We start from the raw sequence: 22,706 nt of genomic DNA, 5'->3' as shown, positions 1-22,706 counted from the left end.
TTTTTAATGATTATTAGGTGGTTTTTAATTTACAACTTCAACTTTATCTACTTGAGTTTTCCAATTTTTCCCATCATAGAAGCTATGCTTGATAATATAGGTTCCTGAAAGCTCAGAAGGAAAAATCACATCTTTGCCACTTTCTGCTTGATCATTCCAATATAGGAGGTTACGGAAGTCAGGGAATCTCTCCTCTTCTCTATTTGGATTGATATGAAAGTCTTTCAAAATTTGATTTGGAGCAAATTTGTAGTAGTCTAGATAAAGGGCATCTTTGGGAAGTTCGAACCCGCCAAAATCCCCTAGTTTCGAGGTAAGACTGATTACTCCTTCAAAAATCTGATTGTTGTAATAAAAAGTTCTTGAAATCAGATCAATTTTTTCTATCCCCTTTGGATCAAAAGCTGCAAATGCATCTGCATCTAAAATCGGCATATTGTCAATAAGTAAAAGTGGATTCTGCTGGAAGACGACTCCTGTTTGGGAATTCATTACTTTGAAAAGCGTACTTTTATTGTTTTTTCTGACATATACTTCAGGAACATATTCTTTGAGCGTTGTTTCTATACTTTCAAAACGATTGTAGTCATCAAGTGAATAAGTTTTATCCGGACTTATTTCTGTATTGACCAATTCTCTTTCCAGAAGTTCAGCTTTGTAATAGTATTCCTCTACTTGTCCTGCTAGAATCAAATTCGTCAAAAATGTTTTATCCTCTTCTCGGAGTTTGAGTTCGGGGATTTGAAAACCTTCTATAAATTCTAAGGGATGAAATGGTGATATCAATTCAAAATCCATTGCTGATCCCTCGTTTTCTTTTTGTGCCAATAGGTAATTGAATTCCTGAAAAGCAGCTAACTCAAAATATATATCTCCGTCTGAATTGGGAGCTGCGATGTTGAAATAATTTTGTCTCCCATGGGCAGAGAGATAGTAGGACTGGTTGCTGTTTACATTTTTTACTTTTGCGTGTACAACATGACCATAAGGTTCAGGAATAATATTATTCACCTTCAATGCTTGATAGATATTATTTTTTAGTTTTCCTTGGTAGCTTTGTTCTAAGAAAGGATTGTCAAGAGAAACGGAAATAATTCCATCTTGAGGAATATTTAGAGTGAGTTGATCCTTTTTCGAGATGTTCTTTTTATCTGTCAAAGAGGCTGTCATATTCTCTTGATAGGTAAATGTCTTTAAATCAACCAAAGATGTTGTTTTGGGGGCGGGTTTTTCAGGGTTGATGATTGTTATGAACTGACTGTATATCCCATCTTTTCCAGTGTATGCACTGCTTCTAGTATAGCTTCTTAGAAGATAATTATCCGAATTAATATTGGTAGGGAGTTTTAAGTTGGCGCTTCCCTGACCGTCTTTCAGTGGTACTAGAAGTTGCGAAACTGATTGCCCATATCTATTGATCACTTCCACATATGCAATACTGGGCAAAAATGTTTTTTCAGAAGATTTTACATGAATGGATATCCAAACTGGCTCACCAGCTAAAGCAATGTTTTTAGAAAGATGCACATGTATAGATTCTTCCCAAGCAGTCTGCTGTCCGAAAAGAAGCAGTGGAAGTATTAGAGAAAAGGCAAGGCTCAAAATAATCTTATTCATAATTTGGCTGATTTAATTTTCCCAAAAACTAGGCTCCGCTTTCGTTCCTCTCAATGTGCAATCCACACAAAACGCAGGAGCTGATCTGAAAGCTACAGGAAGTATGTTGACATCATTGAAGATTGGGTTCACTGGCATCAAGTTACCTTGGCCAAATACTTCCGCATATCTGTTAGGTCTAATAGTATCAAGTCTAGCAGTACATCCCTCATATTCAGGAATGAAAACTTGCCACGGAGAAACATCTTGATTATTGATGTACATTCTGCTTTCAGAGATTACTCCCATGCTCACGTAACCAATGGCTTTTTCATTTTCAGAGCCTACTTTTGAGATGTTTCCTCCGATCAAAGAAGGTAAGGGACTGAATATACCGCCAATATCTTCAGAATTTTTTCTCATTATTTCCCAAAAGTCAAAGGCTTCTCTACCAATAGCCACTTGTTTTACAAGAATGCTATATCGAACAGCGAGCTTTTCTGAGAGGTTTGGAATGAGGGTAATCTCTTTATCGGAAATATTGAAATTATTGAATCTACCAGAGTTTTCAATAGAAATTCGCTGAACTTTATTGTTAGCAAAACATCTTGATATGGTTGTTTCAGGAGTTGTTTCTTCAATTTCTCCAGTCGCTCGGTTGTAAATATAATTTGTTCCAATCGCGGATCGAAATATCCAATCCTCTTCATACTGCCATAAAAAAAAGGTTGCCTCCTCGTTCCCTTGAAGATCCACCTGGACACTGACTCCCGAATCATTCTTAACATATTTGAGTTTACTGATTTCTGGACTAACAATTGGCTGCATCAAATCAGAAATATAGCCCTCGTTATTTCTGAGTTGTATAGAGAGTCTGTAAGCCTGATTCATGGGTAAATCGGCTGTTAAGGTATACTGCCCAGGGATTTCCTCTATAAAATTCCATGTACCTGAATTTTCTCCATTCAAAATAACAATTGCACCTGTTTCCACTGGGAGAAAAGACTCAACAAGAGAACTTGTTCTACTCAAATTGATGGTTGATTTTTGGCTATTTGTAGAAATGTAGCCTTCGACCACCAAAAGGTTTGTGTCTGTGGGGGCGATATTTGGATTGAACTCTTCGCGACAGCCTACTAGAAGTGTTAGCGCAACTATCAGACTAAAGAATTTATATTTTTCTAATTTTCGTATCATCAGATTTTGAAATTATAGGTAATAAATGGAATCGGTCTAGCAAATATTGAAAGCTGATATCCCTGTAATGTCCCATTTACTGGGGTGAAGAAAACAGAGTATGGGTTTTGCCTACCTAATAAATTGTATACGCCAAGTGACCAAGATGAATGAGCTAGTTTTTTCACTTTATGATTTCCTTCTATATTGAAGGAAATATCCATTCTGAAATAATCAGGGATTCTGTAAGCATTCCTATCAGAGAAGAAAATCCTTTCTGAACCACTGTATTCAAATTTTGCGACTGGAAGTGTTATTGGTCTTCCTGTGCTATAGTTGAAGTTCACCGAGGTGCTTAGTCTCTTTGTGATTTCGTAATTCCCGATAAGGGTAGCATTGTGAGGTTGATCAAAATTGTTTCTGTACCAATTTCCACCATTTATTTTCTCTGCAGTTTCATTTTCTGAAGTTCTTAGTAAGGATCTAGCATAGAAATAACTAATCCACCCATTGAGTCTACCTGTATTTTTTTTCATCATCAACTCTATCCCATAAGACCTTCCATCGGAATTAAGAATGTCCTGTTCTACCTCTGAGTTGAGAATAAGTGTAGCACCCGATCTGTAATCCAATAGATTTCTCATAGTTCTATGATAGACTTCGGCAGAGAACTCGTAAGTATCAGCTTTCAGATTCTTGTAGAAGCCTAATGAAAGCTGATCTCCCCACTGTGGTTTGATGTTATTATCACTGAGTTTCCAAGTATCTGTAGGAGCTATAGCAGCATTGTTTGTTAGCAAATGGATAAACTGTCTATTTGTGTTATAACCTACTTTGATGGAAGATGTATTGTTGAGTAGATATCTTGCGCCAACTCTGAATTCTGCTCCATGATGCGTTTGGATCACTTCTCCTTCAGAGAAAGTTTCTTCTCTTAGCAGGGTGTTTTCTGATGGTGAAACTCCTTCCTGGTAATATCGAGCTGTATTTGAACCAAGATAATTGTAAAGCACATACCGTCCACCTAAGTTAAAAGTGAATTTATCATTCAATTCGATCTCGTCCGAAAAGTAAATTGCAGACTCCAAAGCCGTTTCTGGATTAACTGATTCTGGAATTACCATTGATTCATTCCCACTCGGATCCAATTTGCCTGCTTGAAGATTATATTTCATACTACTTAGTCCAAATGACAAGCTTTGCTTTTCATCTAAAGCATATTTGAAGTCAAGTTTTACAAATTGCTGCTTAATACGATACCCTAAATCATAAGCATTTGATGGATTGTCTCGTCCTTCGATCCCGAAAGTATATTGATCTTGACCTACAATCAGATCTGCTTCGAATTTGTCTGAAAAATAACGTGTCCATGAAGCATTGTAATTGAGGTTTTCATAGTTGAATAAGGTGTCTTGGTCAAACCTGAAACTGTCATTACTTAAATAGGTATTGAATTTAAAAGTGTTTTTCTCGTTGAGTTTGTGAGCGATGTTGAAATTGAAGTCATAGAAGTTTGCACGTCCATCGCTGAATTCTGTATTATCCTCCAAAAAATTTAATAGCCAATCCGAATAAGTTGATCTTAGGCCCGTAGCAAAAGTGGTTTTTTCGCCAATCGGTCCATCGACACTGATTCTTCCCGTAAGCAAGCCTATTCCTCCGTTGACTTTTATTTTGTCTGTATTGCCATAAGATCCGTTTACATTTAAAACTGAAGAGAGTCTGCCTCCATATTGGGCAGGAACACCAGCTTTATATAAATCTACAGAACTAATCAAATCTGGATTGAATGCTGAAAATAATCCGAATAAATGTGATGGATTGTAAATAGTGGAGTTATTGTATAAAATTAAATTTTGATCTGCAGCACCACCTCTTACATTGAATCCAACACTCGCTTCCCCTACAGTCTGAACCCCCGGTAATGAAAGCACGCCACGAATTACATCTACTTCACCCAGAATGGCAGGGATCTTTTTGATGGTAGAAATATCTAGCTTTTGAAGTCCCATTTCTGGTCTGGAAATGTTCAGATTTCGTTCAGAATTCAACACGAATTCATCCAAGCTGATGATATTTTCTTCGATAAATAAATCTAAACTTCCCGAGCCATTCAATTGAATTTGTCTTTGTTCGACAAAACCACCCAAATTTTGAATAAAAATAGTATATCGGCCTTTAGGAAGTGTAATATTATATTCTCCCGACACATTGGTCACCGCACTGACTATCTTATTTTGTTCGTAGATCACAGCTCCAGGAACTGGATTTCCTGTATCATATCCCACTACCTTGCCCGATAGCGTCGCTGTATTTCCTTGTTCCTCAGGATTGCCGATGACGTAGAGTTTATTCCTAGAGAAAGTTCTATCTCCATCGGAAAGGGAAAGTCCCTGCTCCTCCGAATTCTGACTTGACTCAAGGAAGTATGTAGGACTAAGTCTTAAATTTAGTGCTTTACCAACTGTAATGAAGACCCTATTTTGATCATCAATGGTAAACTTTAATTCAGTCCCTTCAAATAGAGTGTAGAGGACCTCCCGTAAAGCACTTTTATCTAATGAAAGATTGACTTTAATTTGATTGAGTTCATCAGTAGAAAAATAAAATTTATAGGGAGTATCACGTTCCACAATTTCCGCAAATTCATCAAAGCTTTTCCCAATGAAGTTACCAGAAATTAGATTTTCTTGACTAGTACCCTGAGCGAAACTGAGCTGGATAAGAAAAAAACTGTAAATTATGAGTAGCGTTTTTTTCATAGTTGAGTATTGTTAAAAGTTAGCACCACATCCGAAAAATAAATTTTAGGATCAACTTTATATTTAACCCCTTTTAGTTTCAAACTTTCTTTAGCCCGCTTTTTATCAATTGGCAAAATTTTAAAAATACTGTTTTTCCCTTTTAAAGGGAAAAGTTCATTGTTGTGCTTAATCAGGTAGTTTTCTGATTTTTCGAAAGTCATTGTTCTATCGAGGTCTTCCACCCGTTTTTTTATTCTTTTTTCATGTAGACAGTACAGACTCACATCTCCATCGATTATCTCTTCTAAAAATTTTTCGCTGTATGCAGCATCTTTCGAGATCAAATCACCTCTTACGAAACTGAAATTTCCTAAATCTGAATAAAAAGTAAATTGGCTGACACGATTCGTTTGTATAGAAACTTTGGCCGCATGAATAGGGTTAAAAGTAACCAATTTATGACTTACAAGGTCATAGAGCAGTGGGATTTCTGAGTAAATAAGCCCATTATAAACTATATCAGCATACAGGAAAGCCTTAGTCTGAAAGAAAGAATGCCCTTCAAAGTAACTTGGGAATTCTATGTATTCCCCTCCATTGAATACTTCAAGGGAATTTTGGATGTTTTCGGCGTAGAGTTCTTTTGGTTTTTTACCTTCCGTTTGAGAATTGCTCACTAAAGGGGTCATTCCAAGCCAAATGATAAGGCTCAAAATAAAAATAATTTTCTTCATCTTAATGGACATTAATAATTCCTTAAAAACTGTCTTAAGGTAATTTCGAGGCAAGCTACAAAAGAATTTTTTTTCTTTTTTATGAATAATCAATAATAAACTTGGAATTTTACTATTGGTTGAAATTGATTATAATATCATATTTTTAGTCAATTAATCGGTTGTATTTGATGGCGATTTAGCTTTTTAAAATCATATGATTTAATTTGTAACTTTTAACCAAAAGCTATTTACCATTGTCTGGATTCTTTGATACCAAAATTGAATTTCTGAAGGGAATGGGGCCGCAGAAAGCTGCCCTTTTCAATAAGGAATTGAATATTTTCACTTTTGGTGAGCTGATACAGCATTACCCTTTTCGCTATGAAGACCGGACTAAATTTTTCAAAATCAAAGACCTCCATGAAGATCTTGATCATGTCCAAGTTATCGCGAGAATTCGTAGCGTAGAGACTATTGGTGATGGTAGGAAAAAAAGACTGGTAGCCCATATTTTTGATGAGACGGGTGAGATGGAACTCACTTGGTTCAAAGGGATTCAGTGGGTAGTCAAAAAGCTAGTTATTGGTGCTGTCTTTGTGTTTTTCGGCAAACCAGCAAAATATGGCCGAAAATTCAGCATTGCTCATCCCGAAATGGATGTGCTCACCACGGCTCAGGAAGAGCGCAATTTCTTTCAGCCTGTCTATCCAACTACCGAAAAGCTCCGTGCTAGATTTCTTGATTCCAAAGGTATCTCTAGAATCATGGAAGGACTTGTTGCCACTGCCTATCCACAGATTCAGGAAACGATGCCCGAGAATGTTTTGCAGCGTTTCAATCTGATTCCTAAAAAGGAAGCGCTTAAGCAAATCCATTTTCCGGAAAACCCTGAAATTCTCAAAAGAGCCAGATATAGATTGAAATTCGAAGAGTTTTTCTTTGTGCAGTTGAGGTTGCTCAAATTGAAGCTCACTCGTACCGAAAAATCTCAAGGACAAATCCTCAATCAAACAGAGTTGCTCACCAAATTTTACAAAGAGCACCTGCCTTTTGAGCTCACTGAGGCGCAAAAGCGGGTAGTGAGGGAATCCTTTGCAGATATGAAATCTGGTAAGCAAATGAACCGACTTATTCAAGGAGATGTAGGAAGTGGCAAGACCATGGTGGCTTTTATCTGTATATTAATTGCAATCAGTTCGGGCGCGCAAGCTTGCTTGATGGCACCGACGGAGATTTTGGCCAATCAGCATTATGAAGGGCTGAAAGAATATGCCGATTTGATGGGCTTGAATATTGCCTTGCTGACGGGATCTGTTAAGAAATCTGCCCGAAAAGTAATCCACGAAACGTTGCTTTCAGGAGACCTACATATCCTCATCGGAACCCATGCCTTATTAGAAGATATCGTCCAATTCAAAAACCTAGGATTGGCCATAGTTGATGAGCAGCATCGCTTTGGAGTTGCGCAGCGGGCGAAACTTTGGGCTAAGAATGAAAGGTTTCTGCCCCATGTTTTGGTAATGACAGCTACGCCGATTCCGCGGACTTTAGCGATGACTTTATATGGAGACTTGGATATCTCAGTGATCGATGAAATGCCCTTGGGGAGAAAGCCAATCCAAACAGTGCACAGGTATGACAAGGATAGGCTGAAAGTTTTTGGTTTTATGCGAAAGCAGATCGAATTGGGAAGACAGGTTTATCTGGTCTATCCTTTGATTGAGGAATCTGAAACATTGGATCTAAAGAATCTGATGGATGGCTATGAAAGTATCTGTCGGGCATTTCCTGAGTATCCGATCAGCATCGTGCATGGTAATATGAAAGCCGCTGACAAAGACTTCGAAATGCAGCGCTTTGTCAAAGGAGAAACCAAAATCATGGTTGCCACCACTGTGATCGAAGTAGGTGTGAATGTGCCCAATGCTTCCGTGATGGTCGTAGAAAATGCGGAACGATTCGGGCTTTCGCAGCTGCATCAGTTGAGAGGTAGAGTTGGTAGAGGTGCAGATCAGTCTTATTGTATTCTGATGAGTAAATACGAACTCTCCAAAGATAGCCGAGTTCGCCTTGATACAATGGTCAGGACAAACAATGGCTTCGAGATCGCCGATGTGGACTTAAAGCTTAGAGGCCCGGGTGATTTGATGGGCACACAGCAAAGTGGTGTCGCTGATTTATTGATCGCTGACTTGAGTAAGGATGCACCGATATTGACCTTGGCCAGAGATGCCGCCCAAGAACTCCTCCAATCCGACCCTGATCTTTCCCAACCTGAAAATGCGTTAGTCCTAAGACAAATCCGTGCTCAAAAGAAGCACGAGATCAATTGGAGTAGGATCAGTTAGGGTTGGATTTTACCACAGATGGACGCAGATGGACACAGATTTAGACCACTCTCGATTCAATAAATTTTGAGATTGGTAAAAAAAGATAAACTTTTTTTATTCCAATTTCAGCTTGTAGATCGGGTTATCTTCATTCATAGGATTAAGCCCATAAAGAATCTTATTTTTCTGATCCACAGTGATGAAATTCAAGGGATGATCTAATGCTATGTTTTCTTTTAACTTTCCCTTCCAATCAAAAACCAACAAGTTACATTGACTAGGATTTTCTAATTCCGTGACATTTTTCCCATAATAAATGGCATAGATGTTTTGATTAGTACTGGCAATTGCCGTAAAAGCTATATTAGTCTGGTTGGAATCATATAACAAATTGCCAAAAAGCGTTTCATGATATTTGATTTCTTTTCCATCTGTTATGAGCAATTCATCATAATAGTTAAAGGCCGAGGCATACAACTCTTCATTTGGCTTCTTTGTCAAATAATTTGAGGAGAAAGTTAGTTTTTTAGTATTGTCTTGACTTTGGAAGTGTGAATTTTTGATCGATAGGGGAAAAGATACTTTTGAACCACTAGTTTCTCTTGATATTTTAGTAAATAGGTTTTGAGGATCTCCAAGCTGGAATACATAATCTGTATTTGATATGGAAATTATCTCTTCGACAATATCTCTTTCAGGGACTAGAAATTTCTCTTGAATTAAGGCTCCAGAATTTATATCTAAACTGTATAGTTTGTTTTTGAAGCCGTCAAATACATAGACTTGCCCATCATCGCTGGTTGACAAAGAGGGATAGTTTGAGAATTCATCAGGACCTTCCCCAAGTTTACCCACGCTATGAAGCACTTTCCAGTCCTGATCCAAGACTTTGATAAACCCATTGATCCCAAATTCATCTATAATTATAATTTTGCCATCACTTGAAGCTTTCATTTGGCTCGGGTTTCTAAGGAAGTCCTCAGTAAAAATATTTTCTAAGCTTAGTTCAACGTTATTGATTTCTTTCTTAGACTCACCACATCCCAGGATTATTAATATTAAAGCAATTATAAATAAATTAATTTGACGCATAGGATGATAGTTTAAAGTGGAACGTCGAGTAACCATCTTATTTTTAAGATAACTATGGATTCAACAAAGTCTGTTTAAACATTAATATACCTCTTTTGGAATGTCAAAAATTGCAATTCCAGGGTTTAAGTCTGTTGTAATTCCATAGATTTTTTTCTGAATATTATCAATTGCTATACCTTTAATAGAACGATCTAGTTTTAAGATAAACTCAGGATTTCCTTGTAAATCAAACACATAAATTTTTCTTGCAAGTTCTCCAGATTCGCGATACTGTGATTCAGAAATACCTCCATATAGGGCAAATATTTTTTTGTCGATAATGGCAACGTCTCTGTACCGATATGGGTTAGAAATTGGAACATCTAAACTTCGGTTTCCAACAGGACCTCTAACTTGAAAAGGTGGTAATTCTAAATCTGGACCTAAAACACTAATAAAGCTTTGATCATTGTAATTAAATATTTCAAGCTTATCTCTTTTGATTGAAGCTTTGACAAAAACATCCTTTGAATCATTAGTTTTAAACCATCCTGAATTTAATTCAAAGAGATTAAAATTACTTAACTCTGAGTGTCCTGTAACAGGCTCCCAATTTCCGTATCCTGATATACGTTCTCCGGATGTATTGAATTCTATTAATTTATTTTCATCATTTACAGATATTCCAATAAACCTATCCTCTGCTAATAGATAAAGATTTACAACTGAGAAAAAATTATCTGGTTGTTTGATTTGACGAATAGCTAGAAGACTTGTATCATTTAACGAGAATTCTGACAAAGCTTTATCCCTGCTGCTATATGTAAAAAAAGTAGAATCACTAAATCCTGGTTCAAAAAAAGATGCTGAACTAATTTCCATCGGCCCAAATCCAACCTTTCCTTTACTTTTGAAATAGGACCAATTTCTTGTTTCAATGATATGTATAAAAGGTGCCTCAACATTAGTTCTTATATTTTCTAAAATAAAAAGCTTAGAACCTTTTAAAGCTATTTTTTCAGGATTTATAATTTTTTCAAATTCAATTTTTTTTGAATTCAAATTTATACTTTGAACTTGATTTTCTTTAAATATTATTTGTGTTTTAAGGCTTTTCTCCTGATTATTGGAATAAGATGAACAGCCCATTATGAACAAAATAAGAACAATATATATTCGCATAACTTTTATTTTTTTAAAAATATAAAAGCTAGATTCAATATTGAATCTAGCTTTTTTTACTTTATTTATCCTACTGAAACTTCATCACCGTCACAATTACAAATTGTGCATGTTTTAGTATAAGATCTGTAATCAGATTCCCAATGATTTCCCATTATATCATAACAACCATCACTTTGAGCTTGACAACAAACCCACTCTCCGTCTCCATTTTGTGCAACAGAAAACTGAGGATTAAACATTCCAATGGAGCCGATAATAAAAAGACCACATATCGCAACTTTCTTTAATCTTAACATAACTTAATAATTTTGTTTTTGAAATAATTTAACTTTTGGCTAAAGGGCAGTGACAAAATCTTAAAAATTCCTGCGCAATTATTTTTAGTTTTTGACTCCTTAATTTTAAGCATAAAACATAAAACATAAAACATAAATTATTTTTATAGTGAATTTTTAATTAATTGATTATCAAGGAGAAAAAATATTATAGATACCGTTTTGGTAACAGTATATTTAGTTTAACCTATCGATTTCTTATAAGACTAATATCAAAATTCTTTAAAGTTCCGTTTGTGAGCAATTGCCTTTTGTGTTTTGCTTTTCACAAATGGGAATTCAATTAGGGTCTTACTAATTTTTCTAAAAATTTAAACCCATGCAACGATTAACCTATCTAATCACCGCATTTTTTGCGTCGATTATCAACAGCATTTGAATAAAATTTTGAAAGTATTTCTTGAGCAAATGATATAGGGTTCGAAAAGAGTGATTTATGACAGTGACAATTAGTTATGAAAGATATATTGTTTATTTTTAAGTGTAAATGATATTAAAAATATGAAACACCTACTTTTAATTGCTTTTGTCTTTTTCTCTTACGGAGTTTTTGGCTGTGACTGTAACTTTCCAAATCTAACAGAAAAGTATACTTCATCAGAATTTGTTGCAGCAATTACAATAACCAATATATATTTAAATGAAAAGGATGAACATTGGTATAAGGCTGACATTGAAGTCAATGAATTATTCAAAGGTGAAAAACTTGAATCTATATTAGTTTATGGCAGAAGTGACGGAGGCTTTGGATCATCTTGTGATATATTCATCCCTTCTGGAGCGAAATTAATAGCCTACTCCAAGAAAAATCAAAACGGTGAAGTCTATATTGATATGTGTTCAGGATTTCTGTACCTCGATTATAATTTCCATTTGCGAAACCCTACAAAAAAATCTAAAAAGCAAATTGAGAAACAAGAAATTGAAGTTGAAATTCTTCAATTATTGAGGAAAAAAAATATCTCTTATACATCTGATATACTTTATCAACCAGATATTCATTTTAGTAAAAGGCTAGAGCAGTTTAAAGGTGTTCCACTCGATAAAAGATATGCATTATTCGAAATTATTTTTGCACAAGACTTAAGCGTAAAAGAAATTATTGAGATTAGTGGGTTCGATCATCCAATTGACGAAGAGCTTAAGGAAATATTTAAGAATACAATGTGGACAAAAAGAAGGATTGATGAAGATAAAACCTTACAAAATGGGAGTAGGTTTTTGATAGGCATATATTACTATAAGCAGGAAAAAGATGAATCTAGTTTTTTAAGCCATTTTTATTTTTGATGTAATCATTATCTATGAAGAAATTCAATTCAGATAATTTATCATAGTGATTCATTTACAAAAATGAGATAAAGAAATTTATCCTAACTTTACTTTGTAAGCTAATCATCAATCCATGCCACAAAACAGATACTTTATCATCTACAAACCCTTTGGGATTTTGAGCCAATTCAGTGGGGAAGCGAATACTTTGAAGGAAGTAGGAGATTTTCCATCGGATGTTTATCCGGTCGGGCGCTTAGACAAGGATAGTGAGGGTTTGCTATTGATTACCAATGACAAAGCACTGAATCATCAACTGCTTAATCCAAGTTTTGCACATCAGCGCACTTACTTGGCACAGGTGGAAGGGATACCCACTGTAGAGGCGATTGGCCAACTTGAAAAAGGTGTAGATATCAATGTGGATGGCAAAATGTACCATACCAAAAAAGCAAAAGCACAACTATTAGCAATAGAGCCAACACTCCCAGAAAGAAATCCGCCGATACGCTACCGCAAAAGTGTTCCAGATTCTTGGATTGAATTAAACTTAATCGAAGGTAAAAATCGTCAAGTAAGGAAAATGACAGCTGCAGTAGGATTTCCTACATTGAGGTTAGTCCGGTATGCGATGGAAAATCTAAGTATCGAAGGTTTTGAAGTTGGGGAGGTCAGAGAAATGGATAGAACAACCCTCCTCAGTTTGTTAAAAATTGTTTAAAATCGCCAACCAACAAATTCATTTTGGCTTAAAACATAATTTGTTCTAATTTAGCCTACGTTTGATAAAAGGATCAAGAAAAAACCTCACCAAGATAAGATTGAAGAAGCTTTCTCGTTTTGGTAGGTGAAGTGAGTTTTGGAAATCTGTCTTTTTAATGCCTGTTCTTATTTGCCAGAGGCTTTGCTGTTGACCGTCGAAGGTTGACAGCTGACTAATTACAGGGATTGGAATCTGCCAACAAAAACAATTTATAATAAGCACATCAAGTATATATAATTTAACATCTCATGCATCAGGAGAAGATTCAGCAAGTCATAGAAGAAGTAAAGAAAATTGTAGTAGGTCAAGACCGCATGGTCAATAGACTATTGATTGGCTTGTTTACCAATGGACATATTTTACTGGAAGGTGTTCCAGGATTGGCCAAAACACTAACCGTAAATACCCTCGCGAGAGTACTTCATTTAGATTTTAAGAGAATTCAGTTTACCCCAGATTTGTTGCCTTCTGATTTGGTAGGTACTATGATATACAATCAGCAGGAGTCCAATTTTGAAGTAAAGAAAGGGCCGATTTTTTCTAATATCGTCCTTGCTGATGAAGTGAACCGATCTCCAGCCAAGGTGCAGTCCGCACTTTTGGAAGCCATGCAGGAAAAGCAGGTGACGATTGGTGAGACGACTTATCAGTTGGATAGACCATTCCTAGTATTGGCTACACAAAACCCCGTTGATCAGGAAGGAACTTATCCGCTTCCAGAAGCGCAGGTGGATAGATTTATGATGAAAGTGCATATCGACTATCCATCCAAAAGCGATGAACTTGAAGTTATGCGTAGAATGGCCAATATGTCTTTCAACTCAGAGGTAAATGCGATTCTTTCCAAAGAAGATATTTTTGAGATAAGGAATAAAATCAATGAAGTGAAAATCGCAGAGCCTTTAGAGCATTATATCATTGAGTTGGTGTTCGCGACTAGGTTCCCAGAAAAGTATGGCTTGAAAGAGGAGGCGAAATACATTCAGTTTGGTGTATCTCCTCGTGCGAGTATCAATTTGAACTTGGCGGCGAGGGCTGTGGCATTTATGGATGGCAGAGATTATGTTTTGCCCGAGGATATCAAAGAGATCGCCGAAGATGTCTTAAATCATAGGATCATTGTAAATTATGAGGCGGAAGCAGACAATATTAACACGCGTGATTTGATCAGAATTATCCTTGATAAAATTCCCATTAACAAAAGCGTAACATTGAAATAAGGCCTATTTGCTGAAAAACAGAATCCTCCGCCAAAACGGAGGATTTTTTTGCTGCCGAGTTTAATAGAATATTAAATTCTGTCTGGTTTTTTAAAAAAAGCATAATTCCAATTTTTCTTTCCTCTCACATTTTTGAGTCAGTTTTGTAGCGGTTAAAATAAAAACACCAATACTAAACTTTCAAAAAATGAAAAAAATTACTTCAACTCTCTTTTTGTTCGTCGCTGCCTTCTTGGTATTGACAAGCTGTAAAGAAGAAGAAACTCCAGATTCTCCAGTGAGTATTTCTGGAATCCCTGCTACTGCAACAATTGATGCTGGAGCGACTTTAGGTCCAGTAACTGCTCAAATTACTGCTCCAGATGGTTTAAGAACTTTGACAGTTAGAAAAGATGGTGCTACACTCGCAACTGAGACATTCACAGGTGCAACTACAGCCTCATATGATTTCTCTTACACAGCAGTTCCAGCAGATGCAGGAAATAACATTGTGTTCGAATTTGAAGCTGTAGATACAGATGGTTCTAGAGCTACTGCAACTCACGTGTTGACTGTAAGAGAAGCAGTTACTACTGTAAGAGTTACTTCTAACATTTCTGGTGAAGTAACTTGGACTGCTGATAAGACATATATCCTAGGCGGAAGAATTTTTGTTGTTGATGGTGGTAAATTAACCATAGAAGCAGGTACGATCATCAAAGGTGAGGCTGGTTCTGGACCGAATGCAACTGCTTTGGTAGTAGCTAGAGGAGGTCAAATCTTCGCAAATGGTACAGCACAAGCACCTATTATCTTTACTTCAGTAGCAGACGAAATCAAAGCTGGTGAGATTGCTAGTCCAAATCTTGATCCAGATATCGATGGGTTATGGGGTGGTTTGATTGTTTTAGGAAGAGCTACTAGTTCTTTTGCAGGTGATGTTTCAGAAATTCAAATAGAAGGTATACCAGCTTCTGATACCAATGGTTTATATGGTGGAAGTATCGCCAATGACAACTCAGGTGTCATTAGATACATCTCTATCAGACATGGTGGTGCTAATATTGGTGAAGGAAACGAAATCAATGGTTTGACACTTGGTGGCGTAGGTTCTGGAACAATAATCGAAAATGTAGAAGTTGTTGCAAACCAAGATGATGGAATTGAATGGTTCGGTGGTACTGTCAATGTAACAAATGCGGTTGTTTGGAATTCAGGTGATGATGCCTTAGACACTGACCAAGCATGGTCTGGAACAATGGACAACTTCATCATTGTATGTGGAGCAACTACTGACCACGCTTTAGAAATTGATGGCCCTGAGGGTTCTTTCAATGCAGCTCATACTTTAAGAAATGGTTCGATCATTGGCCATCCTGCTGCTGAGATGGGTGATTTCAGAGATGGAGCAAGAGGTACTTTTGAAAATCTATATTTCATTGGTTTCCCAGATCCAGCAACAACTAGTGGAAGAGGTGATCTATCTATCAGTGGTGATAAGAGTTTAGCTAACCTAGCTAGTGGTGTTCTTGTTTTCAATAACATTGAAGCTACACTTGCCACAGGCGTTCCTTTGAATGTAGCATTCAGAAATGGTGTTGATTCAAAAGCAAGTATTGTAGCAGCTAATCAAAACACTGTAGGTGCAAACAAAGCAGTATTTGCTGGTTGGTCTTGGACTGCTGAAGCAGGAAAGCTTAGTGATTTGAAATAATATCCTATTAAATACCAAAAGAAGAGATTGTATGCACAATCTCTTCTTTTCACTTTTTTATTCTCAATACTTATTCGTTTAAAAAGCTGTAAAAAAATCAAAATTGAAATATGAAAAAGTCATTATTTCTATCCTTAATTGCCATAATATTTACAATCTCTCCGATCTATTCATTTGCTCAAAAAGGCACGATTAGGGGGACTATTTATGATGAATCTACTGGAGAGCCTCTATATGGCGTATCAGTACTCGTAGTCGGAACTCAAATTGGTGCAGTAACTGACTTTGATGGAGATTTCGAAATCCAAATTGAAGCAGGAGTTCACACTTTAAAGCTTTCTTACATTTCTTACAATACCATAGATATCCCAGGTGTTGCGGTAGAAGCAGGGAAAGTATTCCTTCTTGATAATTTGAAAATGTCAGAATTTACCTCAGACCTTGAAACGGTGACGATTTCTGCTGAGGCGATCAGAACTACAGAAGCAGCACTAATGTCTGTCAAAAGAAATGCATCTAATCTTATGGATGGGATCTCGAGCTCTACTTTTAGACAAGTTGGTGATGGAGATGCTGCATCAGCAATCAAAAGAGTAACGGGTGTGTCTGTAGAAGGGGGTAAATATGTTTACATTCGTGGATTGGGAGATAGATATACCAAAACTGTTTTGAATGGCGTTGACGTTCCTGGCCTAGATCCAGATAGAAATACAATCCAAATGGATATTTTTCCAACCAATGTTATTGATAATATTGTAGTTTCCAAATCCTTTACTGCGGAGCTTCCTGCAGATTTTACTGGTGGAGTTGTAAACATTGAAACCAAAGATTTTCCTGAAGAAAAAACTATGGCTTTGAATATCTCAGGAGGATACAATCCAAATATGCACTTTAATCCTAATGCTCTAGGAGTACAAGGGGGAAAAACTGATTGGTTGGGTTATGATGATGGGAGTAGAGCTATTCCAACTGCGGGAGTGTCCGAGGTTCCACAGTTTGCGGAAGTGATAGGAAGTCCAAATTCTGAAAAAGGGCAGCTCTTTCAGTCTATTTTAGGAAAATTTAATCCAACCTTAGGTGGTTCAAGACAAACTAGCCCAATGGATTTTGGTATCGGCTATTCTATTGGGGATCAGTTGAACGTAAAAAACAAAAAAATAGGTTACAACTTCGCCTTAACTTACAGAAACGAGTCAGAGTACTACAATGATGCTGAGTTTAACCTTTTTGGAAAGCCAAGAAATTCCAACGAATTTACTTTGGAGCCTTTAGAAAGATCAAGGGGTGACTATTCTACAAACAACGTATTGCTTGGAGGAATCGCTGGATTGGCTTATAAATCTGATTTCACAAAGATCAAATTGAATTTGCTGAGACTTCAGAGCGGTGAGTCTAAGGTTGCTCAATTTAATTTTATTAACACCAACCTAGGTGCAGAATTTGAAGCTGATCAATACAATGTTGAATACAGCGAGCGTACATTAACTAACCTTTTACTTAGTGCAAGTCATTACTTGAACAATGGGAAATGGCAATTGAATTGGAAAGTCTCTCCAACTTTGAGTACAATCAATGATCCTGATGTTAGAATTACTAGGTTTAGAGTTCCAACAAATACAATAGGTACAGAAGTAGGATTGCCTACTAGGATTTGGAGAAGTTTGGATGAACAAAGTTTATTTGGAAATGTAGACTTGACAGATAACTACATGTTCAAAGGAAATGCGGCGAAGTTGAAGTTTGGGGGTGCTTATGTATATAAAAACAGAGATTTCTTAATCGAGAGTTTCCAGTTCAACACAGGCAACACACAATTTGATGGAGATCCGAATCGTGTTTTGTTACCAGAAAATCTTTTCTCAGCTGACAATAGAAATGGAATCAGATACGATCCTACATTTATTCCAATCAACCCAAATCAATACAATTCAAACTTGGCCAATGTGGGTGCCTATGTATCCAATGAGTTCAACCCTTTACCAAATTTGAAAGCTATAGTTGGCTTGAGAGTAGAGCAGTATACACAATTTTATACAGGTACGAATCAGACTAATACCATTATTTTTGATAATGAAAAAGTTCTTGATGACTTGGATTTCTTCCCTACTTTAAATTTGGTTCAGTCGATTGGAAAAGATCAAAATATCAGATTAGCAGCAACGAGAACAATAGCAAGACCATCATTCAAAGAATTGTCTTTTGCAGAAATTCTAGACCCGATAACAGGTAGATCATTTATTGGAGCCTTATTCCCAGAAACTTCTGAAGGCGGAACAGAAGTACTTTGGGATGGAAATCTTCAAGCTACGAGAATCAACAACTTTGACGTGCGTTGGGAAAAATTCACAGGAAGAAATGAAATCATTTCTGCTAGTGTTTTCTACAAAATGTTTGATAGACCTATAGAAATGGTTCAATTCCTTTCAGATCCTGGAGCATTTCAACCAAGAAACGTTGGTAATGGTACTGTTTTAGGTTTGGAAGTGGAATTGAGAAAATCTCTTGGTTTCATCACTCCAAAAATGGAAAACTTCTTCTTCAATGCGAATTTGACTTTTGTAGAATCTCAAATTGATATGTCTGAATCAGAATTTAGATCAAGACAGTTGACATCAAGAGAAGGTGAAACTGTAGCAAGAACGAGACAAATGGCTGGTCAAGCTCCCTATATTATCAATACGGGTATTTCATACAACAACATGATCTCTGGAATTGAAGCAGGATTGTTTTACAATGTGCAGGGATCAACATTGAATTTTGTAGGTTTTGGAAACAGAACAGATACTTATACGGTACCTTTCCATGCACTCAACTTTAACATCAATAAAACTTGGGGCAAAGAAGATAGATTACAAACTTCAATGAACGTTGTCAATCTTTTGGATGATAGAAAAGAAGAAGTATTCAGAATGTTTAATGCAAATGATCAAATTTTCTCAAGCCTAAGACCGGGCAGAAGAGTTTCACTTAGTGTGAGATACGCTATTTGGTAATATTTTAAACTTATTTTATAAGCCCTTGCCAAACATGGCGAGGGCTTTTTTGTTTTAATGTTAATATATTGTTAAATTCACTTAACAATTCCATAACATTAGAACATGAAACGCTTATTATTCTTCATTTTGGCTATTTTTATTTCCTTTCAGGGAATTGCTATGCCTCCAAATGAAGGAAAAGAAGCAGATTTTTCTCTAGAAAACTTCATCAAGCACTGGGAGTCACAAAATTCAAATTTCCAAAAGCTCAATAGCAAATTGAAAACTGATTTTTCAAAATATGGGAAAAGTCAAAAATTCCTCAAAATGCTATTTTATAGAAGCCAAAAATATCTTTTAGGTACTTATAGTCAGTTTTCTGGAATTGATGATTTGATGCAAGAAGGAAGGTTTGATTGTGTCAGTGGATCATTGCTGCTTTCAGTATTCTTAGAAAGTTATGGGTTTGAATTTGATGTCATTGAGACTTCCTATCATGTTTTTGTCAGGGTTGTTTTAGATGGTGACTATGTGATCTTAGAATCAACGGATAATTATGAAGGATTTATCTACAAACCGGCAGATGTGGCAGCTTATCTTGCTGAATTTGAAGAGGTAAAGCCTTCGAGAGATACTTTTTACCTTGAGCCTACTCATCAGTTGGTTTCAGAAATATTAAACCCTGTTGTATTTAAAGTCATTGAAGTTCGTGAGCTAAAAGGGCTCGAGTATTTTAATAAGGCTATTTTTCACAACAATAAAGGAGAAATAGACTTGGCTTATAATTATATCAATCAAGCGGAATCTTATTATGGGTCAAAAAGAATCAAAACCATGAAAAATCTGATTCAATCTCAGCTTGTTCTTGCTCAAGCTGGGCAATAGAATATTTTTGATTTTTTTTCCTATTTTTATATTATGAAAAAAGCGTTTTCATTTGCTTTGCTCTTTTATCTGATCATGATGATGCTGTCTCCTCTTCATGCTCAAGATCAATGCGATCATGGGCCTGATCACACTGAGCAACATGAATCTGATCATGCTAATAATCAATGCTGTCCTCCTTTTTCAATTTGTAAGTTGTGTTCTCTTTTTGTCTATGAAATGGTATGGCAATTTGAAGGCCTCGAATTTGAGCCTTTGCAAATCACAAATGCTATTTTGATCCAATCAGAATATCCTACATCAAGTATACAAATATGGCAGCCCCCAAGGCTATCTTAAATTTTTATGAGTAGCCATTATTTTGGCATTTCCTTTTTAGTCTTTATAGACTACAAAGGGTTTATATTTTAATTTTTCCCAACATCACATTATAATTTTATGAAAAATTTATATGTATTTGGCCTTCTATGGCTAAGTATAGCGTCTTCTTTATGGGCACAGGATCTTCAGGTAATTGTCAAGGATGAACATGAAAACACTCCTTTGATGGGAGTTGCCATGCTTATTTTAGAAAATAAACAAGGGGCTGTCTCTGATGAAAATGGCTTGATTATTTTCTCAAATCCTCCAATAGGAAAAATCACCTTGCGATTTCAATTGGTTGGATTTGAAAGCAAACAAATGACCATCAATTGGCCTGATGATGCTCAAAATATGCCTTTGGAAATTCTCTTGCATGAGTCACATGATGAGATGGAAACGGTGACCATTTCATCAACAAGGAGTTCCCGCTCTATTGAAGATATTCCTACTCGGGTGGAGTTCATTGCCGGAGAGGAATTGGACGAAAAAGTCAACATGAAGCCAGGAGATATCCGAGTGCTCTTGAGTGAAAGTACAGGGATCCAAGTGCAGGTTACTTCTCCGACATCAGCCAATGCAGGTATCAGAATCCAAGGTTTGGATGGGCGCTACACGCAGATTTTGAAAGATGGCCTTCCACTTTATTCTGGCGCAGCAAGTGGTCTTGGTTTATTACAGATTCCGCCTTTGGACCTGCAGCAAGTGGAGCTAATCAAAGGTTCTGCTTCTACGCTCTATGGTGGAGGAGCTATCGCAGGTTTGGTCAATTTGATTTCAAAAAGACCTACTGAGGAAGGCGAGTTGAGTTTTGTTCTGAATGGTACAAATGCTGGAGGTTTGGATGCGTCAGGGTTTTATGGAAAGCGAAATGATAAGATCGGTACCACAATCTTTGCTGCTTACAACACAAATGCTCCATTTGATCCTGCCGACATCGGCTTGAGTGCTATCCCTAAGTTCGATCGCTTTACTTTCAACCCAAAAGTATTTCTCTACCCTACTTCAAGAACTGATGTCGAATTTGGTTTGAATTTATCGCTTGAAGATCGGGTAGGAGGAAATATGGAATATCTCAAAGGAGATCGAGAAAATCAACAAGCTTTTTTCGAGAGGAATTTAAGTGAGCGAATTAGCAGTCAGTTTGTTCTGAATCACGAAATGGGAGAAGGGCGCAAGCTTCAAGTCAAAAATAGTTACAATCACTTTGATCGTAAACTTGGGACTCGAAATTATGATTTCAATGCGGTGCAGCAATCTACATTTACTGAGGTCAATTATAGACTAGATCGCGAGAAAACAGATTGGGTGATTGGCGGAAACCTCTGGACAGAAGCATTCAAAGAAGAGCAGACCAACAGCTTTCCGGTAAGGGATTATAACCTCAATACTTTTGGTGCTTTTGTACAGAATAATACCAATTTGAGTCAAAAGTGGGTATTAGAATCTGGTTTGAGGACGGATTATGTGCTGGATTATGGGCTGGCAGTACTGCCGAGGATAGCCTTGATGTACAAGGCAAATCTGAATTTCAGTTCTAGGTTTGGTGGAGGCTTGGGATACAAGGCACCGACGATTTTCACCGAAGAAAGTGAAAGGTTGCAGTATCAGAATATTCAGCCAATCGATGCTGATTTCAATACTTTGGAGAAAAGTTATGGACTCAATTGGGATTTGAATTACAAGGCTTCCTTATTCAATGACCAACTGTTTTTCAGCGTCAACCATTTGTTTTTCTACACATATCTGAGCAATCCATTGTTCTTGGAGCAAATTGGTAGTTCTGAATTTAGATTCGTCAACATTGACGGGTACAGTGACACTAAGGGCACGGAGACCAATGTGAAATGGACATTTCGGGATTTCAAATGGTTTATGGGATATACCTATACCCACGCCAAGATCAATTCGAATGGAGTTGTTAGAGACAATCCTCTGACCCCGAAACACAGGATCAATTCCGTACTTTTCTATGAAGTCCATGACAAGTGGAAAATTGGCTGGGAGTCCTACTATTTCAGTCAGCAACGCTTGAGTGATGGTTCGGTCGGGCAGTCTTATTGGATCATGGGCTTTATGGCGGAGAAGATTTGGGAGAAATTTTCGGTATTTATCAATTTCGAAAATTTCCTAGATGCCCGTCAAACGCGTTTTGATACCATTTTCACAGGAAGTATAGATAATCCTAGTTTCCGAGAAATCTACGCACCACTCGACGGATTTGTCATCAACGGAGGAGTGAAGCTGAGGTTAAAATAATAGATTTCACCTAATATTTCGATTATAATCTAAAAAATACGCCTAATTTTTCGATTACGTTCGTAAAAATTAGGCGTGTTCACTGAGGATTTAACTTTTCAAAAGTTCACGGTGGCAATTCCC

Annotated in this window: 16 protein-coding genes; 9 read left to right on the top strand and 7 right to left on the bottom strand. The window is 36.7% G+C overall.

Annotated elements, in window-relative coordinates:
• Positions 1–24 precede the first annotated feature (24 nt).
• From IEV57_RS00150 to IEV57_RS00135, 4 genes are read right to left on the bottom strand one after another with little or no spacing between them, the layout of a single operon-like run.
• The gene (locus IEV57_RS00150) at positions 25–1,617 is read right to left on the bottom strand and encodes a hypothetical protein (RefSeq protein WP_188438380.1); all 1,593 of its coding nucleotides are present in this window, start codon (positions 1,615–1,617) and stop codon (positions 25–27) included.
• Between the two features lie 12 nt (positions 1,618–1,629).
• Positions 1,630–2,793, bottom strand: coding sequence for a DUF4249 domain-containing protein (locus IEV57_RS00145; RefSeq protein WP_188438378.1), 1,164 nt, complete (start codon positions 2,791–2,793; stop codon positions 1,630–1,632).
• Positions 2,793–5,534, bottom strand: a complete 2,742-nt coding sequence (locus IEV57_RS00140) for a TonB-dependent receptor (protein ID WP_188438375.1) — start codon at positions 5,532–5,534, stop codon at positions 2,793–2,795. The genes IEV57_RS00145 and IEV57_RS00140 overlap by 1 nt, the downstream gene beginning before the upstream one ends.
• Positions 5,531–6,250, bottom strand: a complete 720-nt coding sequence (locus IEV57_RS00135; RefSeq protein ID WP_188438373.1) for a hypothetical protein — start codon at positions 6,248–6,250, stop codon at positions 5,531–5,533. Before IEV57_RS00135 ends, IEV57_RS00140 begins: the two co-directional genes overlap by 4 nt.
• 236 nt (positions 6,251–6,486) lie before the next feature.
• On the opposite strand from IEV57_RS00135, the gene recG reads away from it, so the two are divergent.
• Positions 6,487–8,580: an ATP-dependent DNA helicase RecG gene (recG, locus tag IEV57_RS00130; RefSeq protein WP_188438371.1), complete on the top strand. Its 2,094-nt coding sequence runs from the start codon at positions 6,487–6,489 to the stop codon at positions 8,578–8,580.
• Positions 8,581–8,676: 96 nt separating this feature from the next.
• Here the strand turns inward: recG and IEV57_RS00125 are convergent, their stop codons facing one another.
• The 3 genes from IEV57_RS00125 to IEV57_RS00115 all read right to left on the bottom strand — a co-directional run bounded on the left by IEV57_RS00125 (position 8,677) and on the right by IEV57_RS00115 (position 11,117).
• Positions 8,677–9,654, bottom strand: coding sequence for a BF3164 family lipoprotein (locus IEV57_RS00125; protein WP_188438369.1), 978 nt, complete (start codon positions 9,652–9,654; stop codon positions 8,677–8,679).
• A gap of 81 nt (positions 9,655–9,735) precedes the next feature.
• Positions 9,736–10,818: a BF3164 family lipoprotein gene (locus tag IEV57_RS00120; protein ID WP_188438367.1), complete on the bottom strand. Its 1,083-nt coding sequence runs from the start codon at positions 10,816–10,818 to the stop codon at positions 9,736–9,738.
• A 65-nt stretch (positions 10,819–10,883) separates the two neighbouring features.
• Positions 10,884–11,117: a hypothetical protein gene (locus tag IEV57_RS00115; protein ID WP_188438365.1), complete on the bottom strand. Its 234-nt coding sequence runs from the start codon at positions 11,115–11,117 to the stop codon at positions 10,884–10,886.
• Positions 11,118–11,657: 540 nt separating this feature from the next.
• Here IEV57_RS00115 and IEV57_RS00110 point away from each other — a divergent pair.
• From IEV57_RS00110 to IEV57_RS00075, 8 genes are all read left to right on the top strand, one after another.
• Positions 11,658–12,446 carry a hypothetical protein gene (locus tag IEV57_RS00110; protein ID WP_188438363.1) on the top strand — a complete coding sequence of 263 codons (789 nt, stop codon included), beginning with the start codon at positions 11,658–11,660 and terminating at the stop codon, positions 12,444–12,446.
• 115 nt (positions 12,447–12,561) lie between these two features.
• On the top strand, positions 12,562–13,149 hold the full coding sequence (locus IEV57_RS00105; protein ID WP_188438361.1) for a pseudouridine synthase: 588 nt from the start codon (positions 12,562–12,564) through the stop codon (positions 13,147–13,149).
• Positions 13,150–13,439: 290 nt separating this feature from the next.
• Complete coding sequence (locus IEV57_RS00100; protein ID WP_188438358.1) at positions 13,440–14,411, top strand: AAA family ATPase; 972 nt, start codon at positions 13,440–13,442, stop codon at positions 14,409–14,411.
• A 187-nt stretch (positions 14,412–14,598) separates the two neighbouring features.
• A complete protein-coding gene (locus tag IEV57_RS00095; RefSeq protein WP_188438356.1) occupies positions 14,599–16,104 on the top strand; it encodes a beta-helix domain-containing protein in 1,506 nt (501 codons plus the stop codon).
• Between the two features lie 110 nt (positions 16,105–16,214).
• On the top strand, positions 16,215–19,097 hold the full coding sequence (locus tag IEV57_RS00090) for a TonB-dependent receptor (RefSeq protein WP_188438354.1): 2,883 nt from the start codon (positions 16,215–16,217) through the stop codon (positions 19,095–19,097).
• A gap of 105 nt (positions 19,098–19,202) precedes the next feature.
• Positions 19,203–19,964 (top strand): hypothetical protein, encoded by a 762-nt coding sequence (locus IEV57_RS00085; RefSeq protein ID WP_188438346.1) that lies wholly within the window; start codon positions 19,203–19,205, stop codon positions 19,962–19,964.
• A gap of 33 nt (positions 19,965–19,997) precedes the next feature.
• Entirely contained in the window at positions 19,998–20,303 is a 306-nt protein-coding gene (locus tag IEV57_RS00080; protein ID WP_188438344.1) for a hypothetical protein, read from the top strand.
• A gap of 99 nt (positions 20,304–20,402) precedes the next feature.
• Complete coding sequence (locus tag IEV57_RS00075) at positions 20,403–22,583, top strand: TonB-dependent receptor (RefSeq protein WP_188438342.1); 2,181 nt, start codon at positions 20,403–20,405, stop codon at positions 22,581–22,583.
• Positions 22,584–22,706 lie beyond the last annotated feature (123 nt).

The organism is Belliella aquatica (assembly GCF_014637795.1).
Taxonomy (GTDB): Bacteria; Bacteroidota; Bacteroidia; order Cytophagales; family Cyclobacteriaceae; genus Belliella; species Belliella aquatica.
Note: the sequence above shows the minus strand (reverse complement) of the source record. Positions and strands in the feature narration are given on the sequence as shown.

Excerpts from the sequence above, each read along its gene's own strand:
- IEV57_RS00150 (WP_188438380.1), bottom strand. The coding sequence starts at position 1,617 with ATGAATAAGATTATTTTGAGCCTTGCCTTTTCTCTAATACTTCCACTG.
- IEV57_RS00145 (WP_188438378.1), bottom strand. The coding sequence starts at position 2,793 with ATGATACGAAAATTAGAAAAATATAAATTCTTTAGTCTGATAGTTGCG.
- IEV57_RS00140 (WP_188438375.1), bottom strand. The coding sequence starts at position 5,534 with ATGAAAAAAACGCTACTCATAATTTACAGTTTTTTTCTTATCCAGCTC.
- IEV57_RS00135 (WP_188438373.1), bottom strand. The coding sequence starts at position 6,250 with ATGAAGAAAATTATTTTTATTTTGAGCCTTATCATTTGGCTTGGAATG.
- IEV57_RS00125 (WP_188438369.1), bottom strand. The coding sequence starts at position 9,654 with ATGCGTCAAATTAATTTATTTATAATTGCTTTAATATTAATAATCCTG.
- IEV57_RS00120 (WP_188438367.1), bottom strand. The coding sequence starts at position 10,818 with ATGCGAATATATATTGTTCTTATTTTGTTCATAATGGGCTGTTCATCT.
- IEV57_RS00115 (WP_188438365.1), bottom strand. The coding sequence starts at position 11,117 with ATGTTAAGATTAAAGAAAGTTGCGATATGTGGTCTTTTTATTATCGGC.
- IEV57_RS00110 (WP_188438363.1), top strand. The coding sequence starts at position 11,658 with ATGAAACACCTACTTTTAATTGCTTTTGTCTTTTTCTCTTACGGAGTT.
- IEV57_RS00105 (WP_188438361.1), top strand. The coding sequence starts at position 12,562 with ATGCCACAAAACAGATACTTTATCATCTACAAACCCTTTGGGATTTTG.
- IEV57_RS00100 (WP_188438358.1), top strand. The coding sequence starts at position 13,440 with ATGCATCAGGAGAAGATTCAGCAAGTCATAGAAGAAGTAAAGAAAATT.
- IEV57_RS00095 (WP_188438356.1), top strand. The coding sequence starts at position 14,599 with ATGAAAAAAATTACTTCAACTCTCTTTTTGTTCGTCGCTGCCTTCTTG.
- IEV57_RS00090 (WP_188438354.1), top strand. The coding sequence starts at position 16,215 with ATGAAAAAGTCATTATTTCTATCCTTAATTGCCATAATATTTACAATC.
- IEV57_RS00085 (WP_188438346.1), top strand. The coding sequence starts at position 19,203 with ATGAAACGCTTATTATTCTTCATTTTGGCTATTTTTATTTCCTTTCAG.
- IEV57_RS00080 (WP_188438344.1), top strand. The coding sequence starts at position 19,998 with ATGAAAAAAGCGTTTTCATTTGCTTTGCTCTTTTATCTGATCATGATG.
- IEV57_RS00075 (WP_188438342.1), top strand. The coding sequence starts at position 20,403 with ATGAAAAATTTATATGTATTTGGCCTTCTATGGCTAAGTATAGCGTCT.